17 protein-coding genes are annotated in these 22,278 nt (G+C 70.9%); 11 read left to right on the top strand and 6 right to left on the bottom strand.

The features are described from left to right. Positions 1-13 precede the first annotated feature (13 nt). Genes F4558_RS12080 through F4558_RS12070 form a run of 3 tightly spaced genes read left to right on the top strand, consistent with a single transcriptional unit; the run spans position 14 to position 4,490 of the window. Positions 14-2,800, top strand: a complete 2,787-nt coding sequence (locus tag F4558_RS12080) for an AAA family ATPase (protein ID WP_167944054.1) — start codon at positions 14-16, stop codon at positions 2,798-2,800. A gap of 59 nt (positions 2,801-2,859) precedes the next feature. Beyond that, entirely contained in the window at positions 2,860-4,008 is a 1,149-nt protein-coding gene (locus F4558_RS12075; RefSeq protein WP_053653750.1) for an acyl-CoA dehydrogenase family protein, read from the top strand. Between the two features lie 17 nt (positions 4,009-4,025). After that, positions 4,026-4,490: a MaoC family dehydratase gene (locus tag F4558_RS12070; RefSeq protein WP_053653752.1), complete on the top strand. Its 465-nt coding sequence runs from the start codon at positions 4,026-4,028 to the stop codon at positions 4,488-4,490. Positions 4,491-4,512: 22 nt separating this feature from the next. Here the strand turns inward: F4558_RS12070 and F4558_RS12065 are convergent, their stop codons facing one another. Continuing rightward, on the bottom strand, positions 4,513-5,493 hold the full coding sequence (locus tag F4558_RS12065; RefSeq protein ID WP_209274173.1) for a LacI family DNA-binding transcriptional regulator: 981 nt from the start codon (positions 5,491-5,493) through the stop codon (positions 4,513-4,515). A gap of 287 nt (positions 5,494-5,780) precedes the next feature. Between F4558_RS12065 and F4558_RS12060 the strand changes: the two genes are divergently transcribed. From F4558_RS12060 to F4558_RS12045, 4 genes are read left to right on the top strand one after another with little or no spacing between them, the layout of a single operon-like run. Continuing rightward, positions 5,781-6,965: an extracellular solute-binding protein gene (locus F4558_RS12060; RefSeq protein ID WP_231639989.1), complete on the top strand. Its 1,185-nt coding sequence runs from the start codon at positions 5,781-5,783 to the stop codon at positions 6,963-6,965. Beyond that, positions 6,962-7,960, top strand: a complete 999-nt coding sequence (locus F4558_RS12055) for a carbohydrate ABC transporter permease (RefSeq protein ID WP_053653758.1) — start codon at positions 6,962-6,964, stop codon at positions 7,958-7,960. Before F4558_RS12060 ends, F4558_RS12055 begins: the two co-directional genes overlap by 4 nt. Beyond that, positions 7,957-8,823 (top strand): carbohydrate ABC transporter permease, encoded by an 867-nt coding sequence (locus tag F4558_RS12050; RefSeq protein ID WP_053653760.1) that lies wholly within the window; start codon positions 7,957-7,959, stop codon positions 8,821-8,823. The genes F4558_RS12055 and F4558_RS12050 overlap by 4 nt, the downstream gene beginning before the upstream one ends. A 38-nt stretch (positions 8,824-8,861) precedes the next feature. After that, positions 8,862-11,186, top strand: a complete 2,325-nt coding sequence (locus F4558_RS12045) for a beta-xylosidase/alpha-l-arabinosidase (RefSeq protein WP_167944053.1) — start codon at positions 8,862-8,864, stop codon at positions 11,184-11,186. Positions 11,187-11,273: 87 nt separating this feature from the next. Here F4558_RS12045 and F4558_RS12040 read toward each other — a convergent pair whose 3' ends face one another. Together F4558_RS12040 and F4558_RS12035 are read right to left on the bottom strand one after the other, a co-directional pair. Further along, positions 11,274-12,134, bottom strand: coding sequence for a PhzF family protein (locus F4558_RS12040; protein WP_053653764.1), 861 nt, complete (start codon positions 12,132-12,134; stop codon positions 11,274-11,276). Between the two features lie 58 nt (positions 12,135-12,192). Next, a complete protein-coding gene (locus F4558_RS12035) occupies positions 12,193-12,984 on the bottom strand; it encodes an aminoglycoside adenylyltransferase domain-containing protein (RefSeq protein ID WP_167944052.1) in 792 nt (263 codons plus the stop codon). Positions 12,985-13,078: 94 nt separating this feature from the next. On the opposite strand from F4558_RS12035, the gene F4558_RS12030 reads away from it, so the two are divergent. Then, a complete protein-coding gene (locus F4558_RS12030; protein ID WP_167944051.1) occupies positions 13,079-14,020 on the top strand; it encodes a nucleoside hydrolase in 942 nt (313 codons plus the stop codon). A gap of 52 nt (positions 14,021-14,072) precedes the next feature. Here F4558_RS12030 and F4558_RS12025 read toward each other — a convergent pair whose 3' ends face one another. From F4558_RS12025 to F4558_RS12015, 3 genes are all read right to left on the bottom strand, one after another. Then, positions 14,073-15,374 (bottom strand): cellulose binding domain-containing protein, encoded by a 1,302-nt coding sequence (locus F4558_RS12025; RefSeq protein ID WP_376767515.1) that lies wholly within the window; start codon positions 15,372-15,374, stop codon positions 14,073-14,075. A gap of 168 nt (positions 15,375-15,542) precedes the next feature. Then, positions 15,543-16,553 carry an acetylxylan esterase gene (locus F4558_RS12020; protein WP_167944050.1) on the bottom strand — a complete coding sequence of 337 codons (1,011 nt, stop codon included), beginning with the start codon at positions 16,551-16,553 and terminating at the stop codon, positions 15,543-15,545. Positions 16,554-16,608: 55 nt separating this feature from the next. After that, the gene (locus F4558_RS12015) at positions 16,609-17,643 is read right to left on the bottom strand and encodes a LacI family DNA-binding transcriptional regulator (protein ID WP_053653772.1); all 1,035 of its coding nucleotides are present in this window, start codon (positions 17,641-17,643) and stop codon (positions 16,609-16,611) included. A 312-nt stretch (positions 17,644-17,955) separates the two neighbouring features. On the opposite strand from F4558_RS12015, the gene F4558_RS12010 reads away from it, so the two are divergent. From F4558_RS12010 to F4558_RS12000, 3 genes are read left to right on the top strand one after another with little or no spacing between them, the layout of a single operon-like run. Continuing rightward, entirely contained in the window at positions 17,956-20,358 is a 2,403-nt protein-coding gene (locus tag F4558_RS12010) for a beta-xylosidase/alpha-l-arabinosidase (protein ID WP_167944049.1), read from the top strand. A 10-nt stretch (positions 20,359-20,368) separates the two neighbouring features. Next, complete coding sequence (locus F4558_RS12005) at positions 20,369-21,358, top strand: ABC transporter permease (protein ID WP_053653777.1); 990 nt, start codon at positions 20,369-20,371, stop codon at positions 21,356-21,358. Continuing rightward, entirely contained in the window at positions 21,355-22,263 is a 909-nt protein-coding gene (locus tag F4558_RS12000; protein ID WP_231639991.1) for a carbohydrate ABC transporter permease, read from the top strand. The genes F4558_RS12005 and F4558_RS12000 overlap by 4 nt, the downstream gene beginning before the upstream one ends. Positions 22,264-22,278: the final 15 nt, after the last annotated feature.

The raw sequence follows: 22,278 nt of genomic DNA, 5'->3' as shown, positions 1-22,278 counted from the left end.
GACACTGTGACGCATGGTTACTGCATCACGAGTGCAAATAACTGTGCTGCGCGGCCGGGATGACCAGTGCCGGGCCGTCCGGAGCCTTCTCGACGGCGTGACCGACGGCGGTGGGGCGCTGCTGCTGCACGGCGAGCCGGGGTCGGGGCGCACGGCTCTGCTCACCTACGCCCACCGGTACGCCGAGAACTGTGTCGTCCTGGCCGGGGCCGGGCTGCCCGCCGAGGCGACCCTGCCGTACGCCGGGCTGCAACGCCTGCTCGACCCGGTGCGCGACCGGACAGCCGACCTGCCGGAGCCGCAGCGGCACCTGCTGCGTCGCGCGCTGGACGGGGAGGGCTGCCCGCCCGACCGTCGGCTGGCCCTCTCGGTGGCCGTACTCGGGCTGCTCGGCGCCGCCGCCCGGGAACGCCCGCTGCTGGTCACGTTGGACGACCTCGACAGGGGTGACGGGCAGACCGCGCAGGTGCTGGCGTTCGTGGCCCGCCGTCTGCGCCACCTGCCGATGGCCGTGCTGCTCACCGCCGACGTCACCGCCACTGTCGACGGGGTCGCGACGTGCCGGCTCGGGCCGCTGAGTGAGCGGGACAGCGTTGCGGTCCTGGCCGACCGGCTGCCCGAACCACCTGCCGAGCCGGTGGCGGCCACCCTCGCCGTGATCGGCGGCGGCAACCCGCAGGCGCTCGTGGACCTCGCCGACGCGCTGAGCCCGGGGCAATGGCGGGGGGAGGAACTGCTGCCCGCCACGCCACCGGCCGACGGCGCGCTGGGCCGCGCCTACCGGGCCCGCCTCGACCGCCTGCCGCCGGACACCCGCCGGATGCTGCTGCTCGCCGCGCTCGACGAGTCGAACGAGCCCGCGACACTGGCCCGCGCGGCCGACGCCGCCGGTGTGGTCGTCGAGGCGCTCGCCCCGGCGGAGGCCGCCGGCCTGGTCCGGGTCGAGCCCGGGGGCGTCACGTTCCGGCAGCCGCTGGTCCGGGCGATGGTCGCGGCCAGCGCACCGCTCGCGCAGCGACGGCAGGCGCACCGGCTGCTCGCCGGGGTGCTCGACGCGGACGCGCAGCGGCTGCGCCGGGCCATGCACCTCGCCGCCGCGACGGCGGGCACCGACGCTGCCCTCGCCGACGAGTTGGAGCGCGCGGCGGTAGGCGTACCGACCGACTGGGCGATGGCCTCGACCGCGCTGTGTCGGGCAGCCGAACTCAGCGACCGCCCGGACGACGCGGCCGGCCGGCTGCTGACCGCCGCCCGGTACGCGTGGACCGCCGGCCAGCCCACCGAGGCACGTCTGCTGCTCGACCGGCTTCGCGCCACCTCCGCCGACCCGGCCGTCGCCGGGCACGCGGACCTGCTGCGCGGTGAGCTGGAGTTGCGCTGCGACGCCGCCTCGGGCGCGGCGTCCACGCTGCTGGCCGCCGCCGGGACTGTCGCGACCACCGACCGCGCGCTTGCCGTGCAGGCGTTGGCGCGGGCCGGCGAGGCAGTGTGCTTCGCCGGTGACCAGTACCGGTACGCGGAGGTCGGCCGCCGGGCCGCGGAATTGCGCCGCCCGCACGACCCACCGGCTGTCGAGTTGACGAGTTCCCTTGTCGCCGGTGTGGCGGCCACGCTGCGGGGCGACCATGAGCGGGCAGGTCCTGCGCTGCGCCGAGCTGTCGTGCTCGGTGGCCGGTTGAACGGGTCGGAGCTGACCCCGACCGCGCTCGCCTGCGCGGCGGCGGCCGGACTGGTGGTGGCGGTGGACGGCGCGGCGCACCGGCTCGCCGAGCGTGCCGTCGGGTTGGCCCGCGAGCGGGGCGAACTGTCAATGCTGTCCCGGGCGTTGGAGCTGCGGGCGGTCGCCGAGTACTGGCTGGGTCGGCACGAGGCGGCGGCGGAGACGTCCCGCGACGGACTGCGGGTCGCCCGTGCCACAGGCCAGGTCAACTGTGCCAACGTCCACCTGGGCATGCTCGCCGTGCTGGCCGCCGTACGAGCGGACCGGGAGACCAGCCTGCGGCGGATCCGGGAGATCGGGGAGGCTCCGACACCGGGCAGCCGGCCGCACGCGCTCGCCGGGTGGGCGCGGGCAGTCCTCGACCTGGCCGACGGCAGGCATGCCGAGGCGGCGACCAGGCTGGCGTCGCTGGCCCGACTCGGCACCGGGCGAGGTCAGGTGCTCGTCCAGGTGATGGCAACCCCGTACCTGGTGGAGGCCGCCGCCCACCTGGCGCACCGGCCGGCGGCGACGGCCGCGCTCGCTGTCTTCGACAGATGGGCAAGCAGCACCGCCAGCCCGCTGCGGCGGGCACTGTCGGCCCGGTGTCACGCGCTGCTCGCGCCACGGGGGAGCGGCGAGGCGGAGCGCGAGTTCCGGACCGCGCTGCGACTGCACCCGACCGAAGCCGGCACGTTCGAGCGTGCGCGCACCGAGTTGCTCTTCGGACAGGAGTTGCGACGCAGCCGTCGTCCGCGCGACGCCCGGGAGTACCTGCACCAGGCCCGGGAGACGTTCACGCTGCTCGGGGCGAGCCGTTGGGCCGAGCAGGCGACTGCGGAGCTGCGGGCCGCCGGAGAGTCGGTCGGCCCACCGGACCTGCCGGCCGCGCGGCTGCTGACCGGCCAGCAACTGCGGATCGCCCAACTGGTCGCCGAGGGGGCCACCAACCGGGAGATCGCCGCCCGGATGTTCCTGTCCACCCGCACTGTCGACCACCACCTGCGCAACGTGTTCCACCGGCTGGGCATCCGATCACGTACCGAACTGGTCCGTGCGTTCGCCACCGACCGGCACGTCGGTCTGGCCTCCGACAGGTGAGCGAGGTCGGTAGCCGTCCGCTCTGGACGACGTAAACTATCACCGCTAGTTTATTCGCCATGGAGCTGACCCTCACCGCCGAGCAGGCAGCCGTCCGCCAGCTCGCCGCCGAGTTCGCCGACCGGGAACTGCTGCCGTACGCCGCCGAATGGGACCGGCGCGAGTCGGTCGACCCTGCCATCGTCGGCAAACTCGGCGAGCTGGGCTTCCTGGGGCTGACAATCGCCGAACACGACGGCGGCTCCGGCGGCGACCACCTCGCGTACTGCCTGGTCCTGGAGGAACTCGGCCGGGGCGACTCGGCGGTGCGCGGCATCGTCTCGGTCTCGCTCGGCCTCGTCGCCAAGTCCATCGCCGCCCACGGCTCGGCCGCGCAGCGGGCCGAGTGGCTGCCCCGGCTCTGCTCCGGCGACGCCCTCGGCTGCTTCGCGTTGACCGAACCGGACAGCGGCTCGGACGCCGCCGCGCTGCGCACGCGCGCCGTCCGCGACGGCGACGACTGGCTGCTCACCGGCACCAAGATGTTCATCACCAACGGCACCACCGCCGACGTCGCACTGGTCTTCGCCCGCACCGGCGGCCCCGGGCACCGCGGCATCACCGCCTTCCTGGTGCCCACCGACAGCCCCGGCCTGACCCGCCGGGAGATCCACGGCAAGCTCGGCCTGCGCGGGCAGGCCACCGGCGAGCTGGGCCTCGACGAGGTACGCGTCCCCGACGCGGCCCGCCTCGGCGACGAGGGCAGCGGCTTCCGCCTGGCCCTCGGCACGCTTGCCAAAGGCCGGATGTCGGTTGCCGCCGGCTGCGTCGGCATCGCCCAGGGCTGCCTCGACGCGGCGGTCGGCTACGCCGGGCAGCGGACCCAGTTCGGTAAGCCGATCGCCGCCCACCAACTCGTCCAGCAGTTGCTCGCGGCCATCGCCGTCGACACCGCCGCCGCGCGGCTGCTGGTCTGGCAGGTGGCCGACCTGATCGACCGCGGCCAGCCGTTCGCCACCGAGGCGTCGATGGCCAAGCTCTTCGCCAGCGAGGCCGCTGTCCGCGCGGCAAACAACGCGGTCCAGGTCTTCGGTGGGTACGGCTACATCGACGAGTACCCGGTTGGCAAGTACCTGCGCGACGCCCGCGTCGCCACCCTCTACGAGGGCACCAGCCAGATCCAGCAGCTCCTGATCGGACGCGCGCTCACCGGCGTCAACGCCTTCTGACAGCTAAGGACATCCGGATGCGAGTCTTCACCTCCCTCGACGACCTGACCGCCGCGGTCGGCGAGAGCATCGGCCCCGGGCCCTGGCGGCAGGTCGAGCAGAGCCGGGTGGACCTCTTCGCCGAGGCCACCGACGATCACCAGTGGATCCACGTCGACCCGGTACGGGCGGCGTCGGGGCCGTTCGGGGGCACCGTCGCGCACGGCTATCTGACCCTGTCGCTGCTGCCGGCGCTGGCCGGGCAGCTCTACCGGGTCGAGGGGATCGCGATGGGTGTCAACTACGGGCTGAACCGGGTGCGCTTCCCTGCGCCGCTGCGCGTCGGTACGGCCGTGCGGGCCACCGCCACCATCGCCGAGGTGTCCCAGGTGAGTGGCGGTGTGCAACTGGTGATGGCGGTCGCCGTGGAGGCCGAGGGGGGCGCCAAGCCGGTCTGCGTCGCCGAGACGATCAGCCGCCTCTACCCCCGTACGGATCGCTGACCCTCGCGCCGCCGTACGGGTGTCAGTGGCGCGGGCGGCAGGACGAACGGATGACCAGCTCGGTGGGGAGCCTGATGTGGGTGTCGCGTTCGACGCCGGCGATCAGGTCGATGAGCAGGCGCAACGCCTCGGCGCCCATCCGCTGCAGCGGTTGCATGATGGTCGTCAGCGGCGGGTTGACCAGCGCCGACTCCGGTACGTTGTCGAAGCCGATCACCGACAGGTCGTCGGGCACCGAGAGGCCCATGTCGCGGGCTACGTCCATCGTGGATATCGCGGAGAGGTCGTTACCCGCGAAGATCGCGCTCGGCCGGTCGGTGAGGGCGAGAAGCTCCGCGGCCGTGCCGGCGGCGCTCTCGATCCGGAACCCGCCGACGCGGACGAGCCGCTCGTCCACCGGCACGCCGGCGTCGGCCATCGCACTGCGGAAGCCTGCCTCGCGCAGCTGCGCCGACTTCAGGTCGGCTCGTCCACTGATGTGCCCGATCCGCCGGTGCCCGAGGGACAGCAGGTAGTTGGTGGCCAGCACCGCGCCGGCGAAGTTGTCCGAATCGACGGTGGGCAGGTCGGACGGCCCGGTGTGCGGGTCGACGGCTACGACGTGGAAGCTGTGTTTGGTCTCGACAACGGTCGGCGTGACGATCACGGCCCCGTCGATGAGAGTGCCCGAGAGGCGGGCGAGCGAGCGCCGCTCCCACCCCACGGCGGCGCCCTCGCCGTCGCCGCTGGAGTAGGCCAGCAGCTGGTATCCGCTGCCCGCGACCTCCTGGGACGCCCCCTTGAGCAGCTCGGTCGAGAACGGCTCGAACTCGGCGACCAGGATGCCGAGCACGTTTGTGCGGTGGCTGCGCAGGCTCTGCGCCCCCAGGCTCGCCTCGTAGCCAAGCTCGTGGATGACCTGCTGGACGCGCTCCACGGTTGCCTGGGCCACGCCGTATCGTCCATTGACAACCTTCGATACGGTGGCAACCGAGACGCCGGCAGTGCGTGCGACATCTGACATCTTGACGCGCTGCTGAAACACCACGCCGATGATGATAGGGCCGTCGGCGGCGACCCGTCGCGAGTGAATCGAAAACGTTATCGATACCGATTGACATCAAGTTACGTGACTGTAAAACTTCGCCGCAGGCCGAGTACCGCGACTGACTAGTCGAGGAGACATCGATGGCAACGAAGCGCCGCGCAGGTGCCGTTCTGGCAGTACTAATGACAAGTGTTCTCGTAGTCGCCGGGTGCAGCGGCGGCGGCGAAGAGGCAGCCCCTCAGAGCGAGCTGTACAAGGACCCGGTGACCCTGACCTGGTGGCACAACGCCTCACAGGACGGGCCCGGCAAGACCTACTGGGAGAAGGTCGCCAAGGACTTCTCCGCGCTCCACCCGACCGTCAAGATCGAGATCGAGGCGATCGAGACGAACCAACTCCAGCGCACCCGGCTCCCCGCCGCGCTGCTGAGCAGCGACCCGCCGGACATCTTCCAGGCCTGGGGTGGCGGCGAGATGGTCGAGCAGGTGGAGGCCGACTACCTCAAGGACATCACCGACCAGGTCAAGACCGAGGTGGGCAACATCGGTAGCGCCGCCGAGATCTGGCAGGTCAAGGGCAAGCAGTACGGCCTGCCGTTCCGGATGGGCATCGAAGGCGTCTGGTACAACAAGGACATGTTCGCTCAGGCGGGCATCGCGGCGCCGCCGACCACCTTCGCAGAGCTCAACGAGGCGGTCACCAAGCTCAAGGCGATCAACGTCGTCCCGATCGCGGTGGGCGCCGGTGACAAGTGGCCGGCCGCGCACTGGTGGTACAACATGGCGCTGCGTGCCTGCTCGGTCGACACGCTCAAGAAGGCGTCCACCGACAAGGTCTTCGACGACCCGTGCTTCGTCAAGGCCGGCCAGGACCTGAAGGCGTTCATCGACACCAAGCCGTTCCAGCCCAACTTCATCGCCACGCCGGGCCAGAACGACCCGACCAGCGCCAACGGCATGCTCGCCAACGGCAAGGCCGCGATGGAGCTCATGGGTGACTGGAACCGCGGCACGCTCGACACCGTCGCCACGGACAAGGCGAAGCTCGCCTCGTTCCTCGGCTGGTTCCCGGTGCCGGCGATCGAAGGTTCCCCGGGTGACCCGAAGGCGGCCCTCGGTGGTGGCGACGGCTTCTCCTGCGCCAAGAACGCCCCCGCCGAGTGCGTCGAGTTCCTCAAGTACATCGTGAGCCCCGAGGTGCAGAAGGGCTACGCCGAGACCGGCACCGGCCTGCCTGTGGTCAAGGGCGCGGCCGACGGTGTGACGGACCCCGCGCTCAAGTCCATCCTGGAGGCCACGGCCAACGCGAGCTACGTCCAGCTCTGGCTGGACACGGCCTACGGCAGCACCGTCGGCACCGCGATGAACGACGCGGTCGTCGCCATCTTCGCGGGTAACGGGACTCCTGAGAAGGTCGTCTCGGCGATGAAGGCGGCCGCAAGCAAGTGACCTCCGCCAACCAGATCCGTACGTCCGCCGGCGACGCTTCCGCGTCGCCGGCGGGCCCCCACCGCGCGGGGCGTCCATCCGCCCGCCAAGCCGACACACGCCGCAAGTGGTACGAGATCATCGGGCTCACCGCGCCGGCCATCGCCGTCTACGTGATGTTCGTGCTGGTGCCGATGGGCTTCGCGGTCTACTACAGCCTCTACCGGTGGCGTGGCGTCGGGCCCCCCACCGAGTTCGTCGGCCTGCGGAACTACACCCTCGCCTTCCAGGACCCGATCTTCCTGGACGCGTTGCGCAACAACGCCATCATCGTGTTCGGGTCGCTGCTGATCCAGGGCCCGATCGCCCTGGCCATCGCCCTGCTGCTCAACCGCCGATTCCGTGGGCGCTCCGTGTTCCGCCTGCTGGTGTTCGTGCCGTACGTGCTCGCCGAGGTCACCGTCGGCATCATGTGGAAGCTGCTCCTGACCGGCGGCGGCACGGTCGACGCGATGCTGGAGTCACTGGGACTGGGCAGTCTGGTGCAGCCCTGGCTCGCGGACCTGGACCTGGTCATCTGGACGCTGCTGGCCATCCTCACCTGGAAGTACGTCGGCTTCGCCATCATCCTGCTACTCGCCGGGCTGTCCAACGTCCCCGACGAGCTGACCGAGGCGGCGGCCATCGACGGCGCGAGCTGGTGGCAGATTCAACGGCACGTCACGATTCCGCTGCTCGGCCCGACGATCCGGATCTGGATGTTCCTGTCCATGATCGGCTCACTGCAGATCTTCGACATGATCTGGGTGACCTCGGTGCCCGCGGTGCGGTCGCTCGGCGCGTCGGCCACCATGGCGACCTACATGGTGGACAACGGGTTCTTCGCCCGCTTGTGGGGCTACGGCAACGCTGTGGCTGTCATCCTGTTCGCCATCTCCTTCGTGGCGGCACTGCTGTTCCAGCGGTTCCTGCTCCGCCGCGACATCGAGGGCGCCATCACCGGAAAGGTGAAGTGACGATGGCTGTGAACTCCGTTCCCTCCCCGTCCGCCGGGCGCCGTCAGGTGTCCTGGGGCACGCCGCTCACCTACGCGATCGCGCTCGCGATCGCGGCCGTGTCGATCGCCCCGGTCGTCTACGTGGTCATCGGCGGCTTCCGCACCACCCCGCAGATCGTCGCGAACCCGGCCGGCCTGCCCGACCCGTTCGTCTGGGACAACTACGCCAGGGTGCTGACCCAGAGCAACTTCTGGCAGCAGGCGTTCAACAGCGCGGTCATCGCCCTCGGCACCACACTCGCCGTCGTCGTGCTCGGGCTGGCCGCCGCGTTCGTGCTCGCCCGCTACAGCTTCCGTGGGCGCGAGGGGCTCTACACCTTCTTCACACTCGGCCTGCTGTTTCCGGCCGGCGCGGCGATCCTGCCGCTCTACCTCATGCTGCGGGACCTGAACCTGACCAACTCCTACTACGCGGTCATCCTCCCGCAGGTGGCCTTCTCCCTGCCCCTGACGATCGTCATCCTGCGGCCCTTCCTGGCGGCGATCCCGAAGGAGTTGGAGGACGCCGCCGCCATCGACGGTGCGAGCCGGCTCGGGTTCCTCTGGCGCATCGCGATGCCGCTGTCGCGGCCCGCGCTCGTCACCGTCGGCGTCCTGGCGTTCGTGGCGAGTTGGAACGCGTTCCTGCTGCCGTTGCTCGTCCTCAGCGACGTCAGCCTGCACACCCTGCCGCTGGGGGTGCAGAACTTCTCCAGCCAGTACACCACCGACACGGCGGGCGTCCTCGCCTTCACCTCGCTGGCGATGCTTCCGGCGCTGCTCTTCTTTACGCTCGCGGAGAAGCAGATCGTCGGTGGCCTTCAGGGTGCGGTCAAGGGCTGAGCGGCAGCGGTACGAGCACAACCAGAGGAAGGCACAGCATGACTGAGGTCCACGCACTGGTGGACGGGCCGGCGCCGGCTCAAACAGGTCCGGACCACGGTCGACCGAATGGGCACGACGGCGGGGCACGCGTACGCGATCTCCTCGGCCGGATGACGATCGAGGAGAAGATCGCTCAGATCGTCGGCTTCTGGGAGAAGGAGGACGGCGAGGCCGTCGCGCCGTTGCAGGGGGAGTTCGGCGAGGACGTGAAGCTCGGGGACTTCTCCCGGCACGGGCTCGGTCACCTCACCCGCGCCTACGGCACCCGCCCGGTGGACGCGGCGGCACGCGCGTCCTGGCTGTGGAAGTTCCAGCGGGAGCTTGTCACGGGGACCCGGCTCGGCATCCCGGCGATCGTCCACGAGGAGTGCCTCACCGGGCTGTCGGCGTGGAAGGCGGCCACCTTCCCCACGCCGCTGGCCTGGGGCGCCGCGTTCGACCCCGAACTGGTCACCGAGATGGCCGCGGCGATCGGCGCCTCGATGCGGACCCTGGGTATCCACCAGGGGCTCTCTCCGGTACTCGACGTCATCCGTGACCCCCGCTGGGGTCGGGTGGACGAGTGCATAGCCGAAGACCCGTACCTGGTCGGCACCATCGGCACGTCGTACGTGCGCGGGCTGCAGTCGCAGGGGGTGCACGCCACCCTCAAGCACTTCGCCGGCTACTCCGCGTCGCAGTCGGGGCGCAACTTCGGCCCGGTGCACATGGGCCGCCGGGAGTTGGCCGACGTGCTGCTCGTCCCGTTCGAGATGGCGATCCTCGACGGTGACGCCCGCAGTGTCATGCACTCGTACGCCGAGATCGACGGGGTACCCGTCGCTGCCGATCCGACGATGCTGACCGGCATCCTGCGCGACACGTGGGGCTTCGACGGCACGGTGGTGGCCGACTACTACGGGGTCGCGTTCCTGAACCTGTTGCACCACGTGGCGGGCGACCACGCCGAGGCGGCCGGCCAGGCGCTGACGGCAGGTGTCGACGTCGAACTGCCCACCGGCGACGCCTATCTGACCCTGCGGGAGTCGGTGCGGGCGGGTCGGATCGACGAGGCGCTCCTCGACCGCGCGGTGCTGCGGGTGCTGCGCCAGAAGCAGGACCTGGGTCTGCTCGACGCCACGTTCGACGACGAGCCGCCCTCGGCGATCGACCTCGACTCGCCCGAGCACCGGGCGATCGCCCGCAGGCTCGCCGAGGAGTCGATCGTGCTGGTCACCAACCGGGACGCGCTGCCGCTGCCGGCGGGGCGACGGGTGGCAGTCATCGGCCCGAACGCCGACCGGCAGGGCGCCCTCTTCGGGTGCTACTCCTTCCTCAACCACGTCCTCGTCCAGCATCCCGGCGTGGAGACCGGCATCGAGGTGCCCACCGTGCTCGACGCCGTACGGGCCGAGTTCGGCGACGATCTCGTCACCTGGGCACGCGGCTGTGACGTGGACACCGACGACAGGTCCGGCTTCGACGAGGCTGTCGCCACGGCCGCCGCCGCCGATGTCGCGGTCCTGGTCGTCGGCGACCACGCCGGCCTCTTCGGGCGCGGCACGGTCGGGGAGGGCTGCGACAGGGACGACCTGGAGCTGCCCGGCGTCCAGCGCGACCTGGTCGAGGCGGTGCAGGCAACCGGCACGCCGGTTGTCCTCGTGCTGCTCACCGGCCGGCCGTACGCCCTCGGCTGGGCGCTCGCGGGCTGTGCGGCGGTGGTGCAGGCGTTCTTCCCGGGCGAGGAGGGCGCCGGCGCTATCGCGGGGGTGCTCTCCGGGCGGGTCAACCCGTCGGGCCGGCTGCCGGTCACCCTGCCCGGGTCGGCCGGCGCGCAGCCGTACTCCTACCTGCACCCCACCCTCGGTGCGGGCAACGAGGTGACGAACCTGCCGGCGACTCCCGTGGCGCCGTTCGGCCACGGCCTGTCGTACACGACCTTCGCGTACACCGACCTCACCGTGCCCGCCACGGTGCCCACCGACGGGGCGGTGGCCGTGACGGTGCGGGTGACGAACACCGGCGCGGTCGCCGGCGACGACGTGGTCCAGCTCTACGGTCGCGACCTGGTCGCCTCGGTGACCCGGCCGGTGGCGCAGCTGCTCGGCTACCGGCGGGTCCACCTCGCACCGGGCCAGTCCGTCACGGTCGAGCTGACGGTCCCCACCACCCGCCTGGCGTTCTCCGATCGCAGTTTCACCCGCGTCGTGGAGCCCGGCGACATCGAAGTCTGGGTCGGTACCAGCGCGCAGCGTGCCACCGAGGCGGTGACCACGCTTGTCGGTGACACCGTCGCAGTCACCAACGCATCCCCCCGCTGGAGCACCGCCGACATCCGCTGAGGCCGGTCCGCCGACGTCTGGGGGACGTCGGCGGACCGCTTCGGACGTCCGGCGTCGCTGACCGGGACCGACGGGCGTGAAATCAGGTCAGGCCCCGCTCGTCAGGACGTCAGGGAGGGCAACGGCGGTGCCTGTCACCGCGATCCCGCTGCCGGTTTCGGCGGGGATCCCTACCGCGAGAAGGCTTGGACGGCCCATGTCGTCGCCCTGCCGCACGGTGACCGTCGCGGGCGGAGTCACCAGGTGCAGCTCGCGCAGGTAGCCACCCAACGCCGCAGCGGCCGCACCTGTCGCGGCGTCCTCGACGACGCCACCGGGTGGGAACGGGTTGCGCGCATGGAACACCAGCGGCGATTCGCGGTAGACCAGGTCGATGGTTGTCCAGTCGCGCTCGGCCATCAGGCTGCCCAACGCCGCCATGTCGTAGTCCAGGTCGGCCAGGCGCTGCCGGCTCGCGGCGGCCACGATGGGATGCCATGCTCCGGCGAACGCGATCCGCGGCGGCAGCGTCGGGTCGAGGTCGTCCAGCTTCCAGCGCAGCGCGTCGAGCAGCGCCGCGAGGTCGCCATGGGCGATGGGTCTGCTCTGCGGTTCGACGCTGATCAGCGTGGCGGTGGTGGTCCCGTCCGCCCGTACCTCGGTGGTGACCTCAACGAGGCCGGCGCGGGTGTCCAGACGCAGGGCTCCCGGACCGTGCCGCTCGGCGTAGGCGACTGCCGACGCGATGGTCGCATGACCGCAGAAGGGAACCTCTGCCTTCGGGCTGAAATAGCGCACCGTGAAGTGCCCATCGCGGCCGGGCGTGAGGAATGCCGTTTCGGAGTACCCGACCTGGGCCGCCACCCGCTGCATCTCCGCGTCGTCGAGCCCTGTGGCATCGAGGACCACACCGGCCGGGTTGCCACCGGCTGGGTCGGTGGTGAAGGCGGCGTACCGCAGGATTTCCATGATCGGATTCTAGCTTCGGCCGGCGTCAGCGTCGGCGCACCGCATCACCATGACGAGATCATCGGGGAAGACCGGCATTGGTGGGTGGTTCCGAGGCCAGGATGGTGGAGCTGATCTCGTGCACGAACGTGTGGATGTCGTCTGCCCTGCCGGTGTCGGTGTCCTTGCCGCCGTCGTACCACCAATCGCGCGCCCAGGTGATCAAGCCGTCCCACTGTGGAAGGGCGGCGATGGTCCGGTCGGCGGCCCGTCGCTTGGACAGTTGCCGGCCGTTCTGAAGACGATGCAGGGCCCGGCAGAGGGTGAGTACTGCGTAGGACTGAGCTCCGGGGGTGGTCATCCGGGTCACCCAGATCGGCCAGTCGCGGACGTGCGCCAGCAGAGCCGATCGGACGAGGTCGGGGGCGACGGCGGGTAGCAGTGCGACGGCTGAGGGCCCCACGAGCACGCGGCCGTGATCGCGGACGGCCGACCAGGTGACGACGCGATGGATGGTGGCGGGTAACAGGTGCAACGATTCGCCGGGGCTGATCCGGGCGATGGCGTGGGTCTGGCTGGCACGGCCGAGCGCGGCGTCGCGCGTGGCGCCAAGGGACACGTACTCCACCTCGATCCTGCCGGCCCACTGCGGGTGCCGTCGACCAAGGTCCGCGTGCAGACCGGCGAGCACGGCGAGTAGCGTCTCGTCCGGGTCGCTGTCGAGTACCGCGAGCAGATCAAGGTCGCTGCGATCCGGGGCGAAGTCGCCGGCGACCAGTGAGCCGTGCAGGTACAGGCCCAGAAGCGTGCGGGACAACGAGGCACTCCACGCGTCACGAAGATCGGCGAGAACCATTTCGGGCGATGCCATCAGGTCATCCTCCGCTGCGGACCGTCCGCCCCACCAGAAGGTGCGGCTCGTGGTCGACGCCGGGCGGCGATGTTCAGGCGATAGGGTCCTGCGCGTGACTCGCCCAGTGTTGCTCGACTGTGACCCCGGCATCGACGACATGGTCGCCATCCTCACGGCGGTGGCCAGCCCGGAGGTGGAACTCGTCGGGGTCACCACAGTGGGCGGCAACGTCGGAATCGACATCACCACCCGCAACGCGCTGGACGTGCTCGCCCTGGCCGGCCGGGCCGACATCCCCGTTGCCCGTGGCGCGGACCGCCCCTATCTGCGGTCGACGGGCGACCGCACCGCGTCGGTGCACGGGGACCGGGGGTTGGGCGGCATCACGCTGCCGACCTCCGCCGTCGGCCCGGTCGACGCCACCGCGCTGGAGTTGATCGTCGAGACGGTACGCTCCTGCGCCGAGCCGGTGACGCTGGTGGCGACGGGGCCCCTGACGAACGTGGCGCACCTGTTCGCGGTGCACCCCGAGGTGGCGTCGCGGTTGGCCCGGCTGGTGGTCATGGGCGGCTCGATCGGCGCCGGCAACCGGACTCCGGCCGCCGAGTTCAACATCTGGGCGGACCCGGAGGCCGCCTACCGGGTGCTCACCGAACCGGGGTTGCCCCGGCCGGTGCCGACCACGCTTGTCGGGCTGGACGTCACGTACCGCACCACCTACGGCCCGGACGACCTGCGGCGGCTCCGCTCGGCCGGCAGCGTCGCCGCTTTCTGCGCGGACGCGCTCGAGTACTACCTCGCGGGTTACCGGCGCGACCACGGCATGGACGCCGTGCCGCTGCACGACCCGCTGGCGATGGCGGAGGCGATCCGGCCGGGTTTGGTCACCGCCGAGCCGGCGTACATCGAGGTGGACACCACGACCGGGCCGAGCCGCGGCAACACCCTCGTGGACCTGCGGGGTCAGCCGACCGCCGAGGTGGCGGTGGACGTCGACGTGCCGTCCGCGTTGGAATTCATCACCTGTCGGCTGGCGTCGCTGACGATCAGGTGACCTGGACGCGGTGCCGGGCAGCCGTTGCCGCCCGGCACCGCGACACGGTGTGTCAGGCGACCGCGCAGGCGGCGCCGTTGAGGGTGAAGGCCGACGGCCGACCGGCGTTGCCGCTGTGGGTGGCCTGGAAGCCGATGTCGACAGCGGTGTTCGGGGCGATCGTGCCGTTGTAGGAGACGTTGCGTGCGGTCACCGCCCCGCTGGTCGGGGAGTACGTGGCGTTCCAGCCGCCCGTGATGGTCTGCCCGCTCGGCAGCGTGAACGCCAACGACCAGCCGTTGATCGGCGCGCTGCCGGTGTTGGTCACCGAGATGGCCGCCGTGAGGCCGTTGTTCCAGGCGTTGACCGTGTACGAGACCTGGCACCCACCGGCCGGCGGGGGCGTGCTCGGCGGGGGAGTCGTGGGCGGGGCTGTGGTGGGCGGGGGAGTCGTGGGCGGGGCTGTGGTGGGCGGAGGTGTCGTGGGCGGCGTGTCACCGCCGATGCTGCCGGGCACCGCGCGGAGCGCCGTGTACCAGGCGTCGGCCATCTTGCGGTAGCCGGTGGCGTTGGGGTGGACGCCGTCGGCGAGGTCGCTCAACGTCAGGGCGCGGTACATGTCGACAAGGTGGACGCGCTTGCCGGCGGCGGCTCTGGTCTGGACGATCCCGGGGATCGCCGCGTTGTATCCGCGCACCTGGTTGTCGGCGCCCGACTTCGGGACGATCGTCGCCACGAACACATCGGCGTTCGGCGCGTTGTTGGTGATCTTGTCGACGAGTGCGGCGAGCCGGCCCGGCGCGCCGGACGTGTCGCCGTACATGTCGTTGGTGCCGATGTGCAGCAGCACCGTCCGGGGGGTCGTCGCCCGCAGCCAGTTGACGACGTTGGCGTCGATCTGGGCGATCGTCCAGCCGGAGTGACCTTCGTGGTCGTGGTCGCCGAGGCTGGCCGGGCCGTTGAACTGGGAGCCGACGAAGTCGACCCGGTATCCGCCACTCGTGAACCGCTGCCAGAGTTCGATGCGGTATCCGCCGGGGACGTTGAAGCCGTCGGTGATCGAGTCGCCGAGCGGCATGACGCGTACCCCGCCGTTGGATTCGGCGCTGGCGGGCATCGTCGCCACCGGGACGGCGGCGGCGACGGCCGCGACGGCGGCCAGGGCCGCCCACCACAGGCGGGCCCGTCGGGGCCTCGGCGTCGTGGCGGTGGTCGCGGGTGTCGGAGGGACGGGGTGGTCGAGTTGCGGGACGTTCATGGGCTTCCTCCGGTGGTGGGGGAGCGTGCGCCAGCGGGCGGCGCCGTGCGGGGTCGCCACCACTTCGCGGTACGCGGGAGCGAGCTGGCAGGCGACCACGAGCCCGGACGTCAGCACTGCTGGTCGAGGTTGCCATGGTCGTCGACGGGCCGGCTGCGACGGATCGACGAACCGCGACGGAAGTGTGCCCTGCACCCCGTCGGTCGTACGATAGCGTGTTATCGCTAACAAAGGCAATCGATCGACATGCGACTATGGCAGTGTCGGTTCGGGCTGGCGGTGCGGTCAGTGCGGGCTGGCGGTGACCGTCGCGTCGAGTATCGACGCGAGCCAGCGCAGCTGCCGCCGGACGTGGACGGCCTCACCGCCCTCGTGCCCGTTGAACGGGTAGACGTGCATCTCGCGCTCCGGTGGGGTGGGCCGACCGGTGGCCGCGCCATACTGGTTGTAGGCGGCGAAGCCGGTGCTCGGCGGGCACACCGTGTCGCGCAGGCCGACCCCGAAGTGCGCCGGAGCCGTGGCCCGGCGGGCGAAGCTCACTCCGTCGACATAGGACAGCGTGCGTCGCACGGCCTCCTCGGCCTCGCGGTGCACCGACAGGTAGCGCGCGATCTCCCCGTACGGCGAGGCGTCGGTGAGCGAGACGGCCCGCTGGACGTCACAGAGGAACGGGGCGGTGGTCAGTACCGCCGCGAGGTCGTCGACGAGACCGGCCACCGCCAGGGCGAGACCGCCGCCCTGGCTGTTGCCGACCACGGCGACCCGGCCCGCGTCGACCCCGGGCAGGGCGCGGACCGCGTCGACGGCCCGGACGGCGTCGGTGATCAGGCGACGGTAGTGGTAGTCGTGCGGGTCGAGGATTCCCCAGGTGGCGGGCCACGGGCCGCCGGGCGCGCCGTGCGGGTCCGTGGTGTCGCCGGCGCCGTACTGCCCGGCCTGCCCCCGGTTGTCCATCAGCAGGTGGGCGTACCCGGCGACCGGCCAGGTCAGCCGCTCGTGCGGTAGGCCCCGGCCGCGTCCGTAGCCGGCGTACTCGACCACCGTGGGCAGCGGGTCCAGCACGCCCGCCGGGCGCGTGTACCAGGCCCGCACCGGGTCGCCTGCGAAGCCCGCGTACGTGACGTCCCACGAGTCGAGCAGTCGCAGGTCGGTGGGCTCCGGTCGGACGTCCACGAGCGCCGGTCGGGCGGCGGCCTCGGTGAGGGTGTCGCGCCAGAACCCGTCGAAATCGTCGGGCTCGACGACGGTGGGCGCGTAGCGCCGGAGTTCGTCGAGCGCGGGGGTGAAGTCGGTCATGGCTCCTCGTGGGTCCGGGGGCGCGGATCGGGGCGGTTGTCGCGGCGGCGTGGGGTCAGCGCGGGTGGGCCGGCGGGGCGGTGCTCTCCCGCACGATCAGCTCGGTCACCAGGTCGATCCGGCTGGTCGCCAGCTCGTTGCCCTTGGCCATGTCGAGCAGCATCTGGGTGGCGATGCCGGCCATGTCGCCCAGCGGCTGGTTGATCGTGGTCAGGGCGGGGTCCGTCCAGGCCGAGACCGGCAGGTTGTCGTACCCGATGACCGAGAGATCCTCGGGCACTCGCAGGCCGCACTTGCGGGCGGCCCGCAGCACCCCCATGGCCTGGATGTCCGAGCCGGCGAAGATCGCCGTGGGCCGGTCCGGCCGGCTCAGCAGCCGCAGGCCGTGGGCGTGCCCGGCATGCGCGGAGAAGCTTCCGTAGCAGACCAGCTCGCGGTCGACGGTGACCCCGGCCTCCTCGTGGGCGGAGTGGAAACCGGCGGCGCGGGCCCGGCTGCACAGCATGTCGGGTGGCCCGGAGATGACGGCGATCCGCCGATGGCCCAGTTCCAGCAGGTGTCGGGCGGCCAGCAGACCGCCATTGAAGTTGTTGGAGCCGACGGTGGGCACCGAGGCGGAGGTGGCACTGTCGGTGTCGACGACGACGAACGGGATGCCCTGCCGCCGCAGGTGCTGCTGCTGGCTGTCGGTCAGGTGGCAGAGCACCAGCAGTACGCCGAGCGGACGGTCGGCGAGCAGCGCGTCCATCCATCGCGACGGCGGTCGGTGCGCACCGTCGAGCTGGGACACGGCGAGGCCGATTCCGGCGGCGGCGGTCACCGCCTCGGCCCCGCGCAGGATCTCCAGTGCCCAACCGGTGTCGAACTCGTGGAACACCAGGTCGATCCGGCGCTGGCCGGTCGACGGCCGTCGGTTGCGGCGCTGGTACTGGTGGCGGTCGAGGCTCGCCTCGACCCGGGCCCTGGTGGCGGGCGCGACATCTTCGCGCCCGTTGAGGACCTTGGACACCGTCGCGACGGACACGCCGACGTCGTTGGCGATCGTCGCGATGGTGGAGGCCTGTGGGCCGAGCGGGCGGTGCTCTGTCATCGCAGCCCCATACAGCATCCGAAAATTTCGGACGACCATAACACGACTGATCGGACGGCCTGGTGCACGCCATTCGGTATGTTCGATGCCTTGCTCCGGTATGTCGGTCGGCAGTGGATCGCGGAGGTTCGGTGTCACCGGCTGGATGGCCGAGCTGACCATCGACGCATCGAAGGTCTTGACACGCTCAGACGGTGCACTTAGGTTGCCGAAAAGGTTACGCGGGTTTCCGGAAAGTTTCGGCTCGTGGTCACCCGCCACGGAACCGTCCCACGGGGGTGCGGGACGTGGCCGGAGCTAAGGGGTCTCGGCATGAGAAGTAACGTGCCCGTCGACGGCGCACCGGCGGCGTCCCGCGACGTCACGCCCTGGCGCGACGCACGGCTGTCGCCAGCCGAACGGGCCGAGGCGCTGCTGCCGCAGATGACGCTTGAGGAAAAGCTCGCCCAGCTCGTCGGGGTGTGGGTGGGCGCCGACGCGTCCGGCGAGGGCGTCGCTCCCCACCAGGCCGACATGCTCAACGAGCTGCCGCCGTGGAGCACCGTCATCCGGTACGGGCTGGGCCAGCTCACCCGACCGTTCGGCACCGCACCCGTCGACCCGGTACGCGGCGCGCGATCGCTTGCCGCGTCCCAGGCGCAGATCGTGGCGGCCAGCCGGTTCGGCATCCCGGCGCAGGTGCACGAGGAGTGCCTCACCGGTTTCGCCGCCTGGCGGGCCACCGTCTACCCGACCCCGCTGAGCTGGGGCGCCGCCTTCGACCCGGAGCTTGTCGAGGAGATGGCCGCCCAGATCGGCCGGTCGATGCGCGCCGCAGGCGTACACCAGGGGCTCGCACCGGTCCTCGACGTCACCCGCGACTACCGCTGGGGACGTACCGAGGAGACGATCGGCGAGGACCCGTACCTGGTGGGGACGACCGGCGCGGCGTACGTGCGGGGGCTGGAGAGCACAGGCATCGTGGCCACCCTCAAGCACTTCGCCGGATATTCGGCCTCCCGGGGCGGGCGCAACCTCGCGCCGGTGCCGATGGGCCGCCGGGAGTTGGCAGACGTCATCCTGCCGCCGTTCGAGATGGCGCTACGGCTCGGCGGTGCCCGCTCCGTGATGCACTCGTACGCCGAGATCGACGGCCTGCCCGTCGCCGCCGACGAGGAACTGCTGACCGGGCTCCTGCGCGACGAGTGGGGCTTCACCGGCACCGTTGTCGCCGACTACTTCGCCATCCGGTTCCTGCAGACCCTGCACGGGGTGGCCGAACGCTCCGCCGACGCCGCCGGGCTCGCTCTGCGCGCCGGAATCGACGTCGAGCTGCCCACAGTGGACACTTTCGGCGACCCGCTGTTGGCGGCGGTCCGTGCCGGCGAGGTCGACGAGGCGCTCATCGACCGGGCGCTGCGACGTGTGCTGATCCAGAAGATCGAACTCGGCCTGCTCGACGACGGCTGGCAGGAACTGCCCGACGACGTGGCGGACCTGCGCCTCGACGACGAGGCCAGCCAGGACGTCGCCGTACGCCTGGCCCGGGAGTCAGTGGTGCTGCTGCGCAACACCGGTGTGCTGCCGCTGCCTGCCGGTCGCCGGGTCGCGCTCGTAGGCCCGGTCGCCGACGATCCGATGGCAATGCTCGGCTGCTACACCTTCCCCAACCACGTAGGTGTCAAGCACAGCGAGTTCGAGATGGGCGTCGACATCCCCACGCTCCGCGACGAGTTGGCCCGGCACGTCCCGCAGCTCAGCTACGAGCCCGGCTGCGCCATCACCGGCGACGACAGCTCGGGAATCGCTGCTGCGGTCGCCGAGGCCGCTGCCGCCGACGTGTGCGTGCTCGCCGTCGGCGACCGGGCGGGCATGTTCGGCCGGGGCACCTCCGGTGAGGGCTGCGACGCCGTCGACCTGACACTGCCCGGGGTGCAGTCCGACCTGGTCCGCGCCGTGCTGGCCACCGGCACCCCTGTCGTGCTGGTGCTGATGACCGGCCGGCCGTACGCGCTCGGCACGGAGTTCGACGCGGCGGCGGCAGTGGTGCAGGCGTTCTTCCTCGGCCAACGGGGCGGGCAGGCGCTCGCCGAGGTGCTCACCGGCGCGGTGAACCCGTCCGGACGGCTGCCGGTAAGCGTGCCCCGCGACGCGGGTGGCCTGCCGGGCACCTACCTGGCGCCACCGCTGGGGCACCTCAATCAGGTGTCCTCGATCGACCCGACGCCCGCCTACCCGTTCGGCCACGGGCTGAGCTACACGAGCTTCGACTGGTCCGACGCCTCGGCCGTCGGGCCGGCCGGCGAGGCGTACGCCGATCCCACCGACCCGGTCACCTGGCCGGTCGACGGCGAGGCGCGGGTACGTGTCACAGTCCGCAACACCGGCTCCCGATCCGGCACCGAGGTCGTGCAGCTCTACCTGCACGACCCGGTGGCGCAGACCACCCGACCGGTGACACGGCTCGTCGGGTACGCCCGGGTGCCGTTGGAGCCCGGCGCGGCTGCCGACGTGACGTTCGACGTACCCGCCGATGTCACGTCGTTCACCGGGCGGTCCGGGCGGCGCATCGTCGAGCCCGGCGCCGTCGAGCTGCGGCTCGGCCGGTCCAGCGGCGAAACGGTGGCCGCCCTCGCGCTGCGGCTGACAGGCGTCGAACGCCAGGTGGGCCACGACCGGGAGCTGCTCACGTCGGTGCGGATCGAGCACCTCCTGGCCGTCCCGCACTCCGCATAGGAGGCCGCTCATGACATCCGAGACGCTGCGGCCGCCGCCGGCACCGCCTCCCGCTCCGGCGGCCACTGTCGCACCCGCCCCGCGCTCGCGGCGACACCGTCGGACCTGGCGGCAGGCGCTGCGCCGGGACTGGCAGCTCTACTCACTCGCCGTCCTGCCGCTGCTGTTCTTCCTGATCTTCCGCTATCTGCCGATGATCGGGAACGTCATCGCGTTCCGCCGGTTCAAGCCGGGCGGCAGCATCTTCGGCGAGTACTGGGTCGGGCTGCGGTACTTCCGGATGTTCTTCACCGACCCCACGTTCTGGGAGGTGTTCACCAACACGCTCGTGCTCGGGGCGTTGACCCTGCTGTTCTGCTTCCCGCTGCCCATCGTGCTGGCGCTGCTGCTCAACGAGGTGCGTGCCCGCCGGTTCAAGCGGTTCGTCCAGTCGGTGTCCTACCTGCCGCACTTCCTGTCGATCGTGATCGTGGCGGCGATGGTCATGCAGTTGACCTCGGTCGACGGCACCGCCAACCAGCTCGTCCGGCTGGTCGGCGGCGACCCGGTGGCGTTCCTGCAACAGCCCGAGTGGTTCCGCACCATCTACGTCTCCTCCGAGGTCTGGCAGACCGTCGGCTGGGGCACCATCCTCTACCTCGCGGCGCTCACCACGATCGACGAGGACCTCTACGAGGCGGCCCGGATCGACGGCGCCAACCGGCTGCGGCAGACCTGGCATGTGACGCTGCCCGGGATCCGGCCGACGATGGTGACGCTGCTGATCCTCAACATCGGCAGCTTCATGGCCGTCGGGTTCGAGAAGATCCTGCTGCTGTACAACCCGTTGACGTACCCGACGGCGGACGTGATCTCCACGTACCTGTTCCGGATGGGTTTCCAGTCCAGCAACTTCAGCTACGCGGCAGCGATCGGCCTCTTCGAGGCGGTGATCGGGCTGATTCTGGTCCTGTCGGCGAACCTCATCTCCCGTCGCACGGTGGGGACGAGCCTGTGGTGATCCTCGGCCGGAAGGCGGACGCCCCGACCACGCGCGGGCCGGTGGACAGCCGTGGCTACCGGGTCTTCCGGGTCGTCAACGCGGTGGTCCTGACCGGCGTGGTGATCGTGACGCTGTATCCGTTCCTCACCATCGTGGCCCGTTCGCTCAGCGACGAGGCGTACATCATCGCGGGGAAGGTGACCCTGGTCCCGCGCGGGTTCGACGTGACCGCGTACAAGCTGGTCATGTCGGATGCGATGTTCTGGACGAACTACCGCAACACCGTCGTGTACACGGTGGTCGCCACGATCATCTCGATAGTCCTGACCACCTGCTACGCGTACGTGTTGTCGAAGCCGCAGCTCAAGGGGCGTGGCCTCCTCGTCGGCATCGCGCTGTTCACAATGTTCTTCTCCGGTGGCCTGATCCCCAACTACGTGCTGGTCACGAGCCTGGGGATGAAGAACACCATTTGGGCCGTGGTGATCCCCAACGCCATCAGCGTGTTCAACCTGCTGGTCATGAAGGCGTTCTTCGAGAGCCTGCCGACCGAGTTGGAAGAAGCGGCGGCGGTCGACGGGCTCAACACGTACGGCATCCTGCTGCGCATCGTGCTGCCGCTGTCGAAGGCGATCATCGCGACGATGGTGCTCTTCTACGCGGTCTCCTTCTGGAACTCGTGGTTCAGCGCGTTCCTCTACTTCGACCGGCAGGACCTGCTCCCGGTCACCGTCTACCTGCGCAACCTCATCGCGGGCGCCACGAGCGCCGAGTCGGCGGCCGCCGACGCCGACAAGGTCCAGGCGGCGGCGACCTTCCAAGCCGTGACGATCGTGCTCACCACCCTGCCCATCCTGGCGGTCTACCCCTTCGTCCAGCGGTACTTCGTCCGCGGCGTGATGCTCGGCGCGGTCAAGGGCTGAGCCGCCGAACCCCCC

Source organism: Micromonospora profundi (genome assembly GCF_011927785.1).
In the GTDB taxonomy this organism is placed as follows: domain Bacteria; phylum Actinomycetota; class Actinomycetes; order Mycobacteriales; family Micromonosporaceae; genus Micromonospora; species Micromonospora profundi.
This window is presented reverse-complemented; position numbering and strand designations above follow the sequence as displayed.

Bases quoted from the DNA above. Each gene is read 5' to 3' on its own strand.
- F4558_RS12080 (WP_167944054.1), top strand. From the start codon at position 14: ATGGTTACTGCATCACGAGTGCAAATAACTGTGCTGCGCGGCCGGGAT.
- F4558_RS12075 (WP_053653750.1), top strand. From the start codon at position 2,860: ATGGAGCTGACCCTCACCGCCGAGCAGGCAGCCGTCCGCCAGCTCGCC.
- F4558_RS12070 (WP_053653752.1), top strand. From the start codon at position 4,026: ATGCGAGTCTTCACCTCCCTCGACGACCTGACCGCCGCGGTCGGCGAG.
- F4558_RS12065 (WP_209274173.1), bottom strand. From the start codon at position 5,493: ATGTCAGATGTCGCACGCACTGCCGGCGTCTCGGTTGCCACCGTATCG.
- F4558_RS12045 (WP_167944053.1), top strand. From the start codon at position 8,862: ATGACTGAGGTCCACGCACTGGTGGACGGGCCGGCGCCGGCTCAAACA.
- F4558_RS12040 (WP_053653764.1), bottom strand. From the start codon at position 12,134: ATGGAAATCCTGCGGTACGCCGCCTTCACCACCGACCCAGCCGGTGGC.
- F4558_RS12035 (WP_167944052.1), bottom strand. From the start codon at position 12,984: ATGGCATCGCCCGAAATGGTTCTCGCCGATCTTCGTGACGCGTGGAGT.
- F4558_RS12020 (WP_167944050.1), bottom strand. From the start codon at position 16,553: ATGACCGACTTCACCCCCGCGCTCGACGAACTCCGGCGCTACGCGCCC.
- F4558_RS12015 (WP_053653772.1), bottom strand. From the start codon at position 17,643: ATGACAGAGCACCGCCCGCTCGGCCCACAGGCCTCCACCATCGCGACG.
- F4558_RS12010 (WP_167944049.1), top strand. From the start codon at position 17,956: ATGAGAAGTAACGTGCCCGTCGACGGCGCACCGGCGGCGTCCCGCGAC.
- F4558_RS12005 (WP_053653777.1), top strand. From the start codon at position 20,369: ATGACATCCGAGACGCTGCGGCCGCCGCCGGCACCGCCTCCCGCTCCG.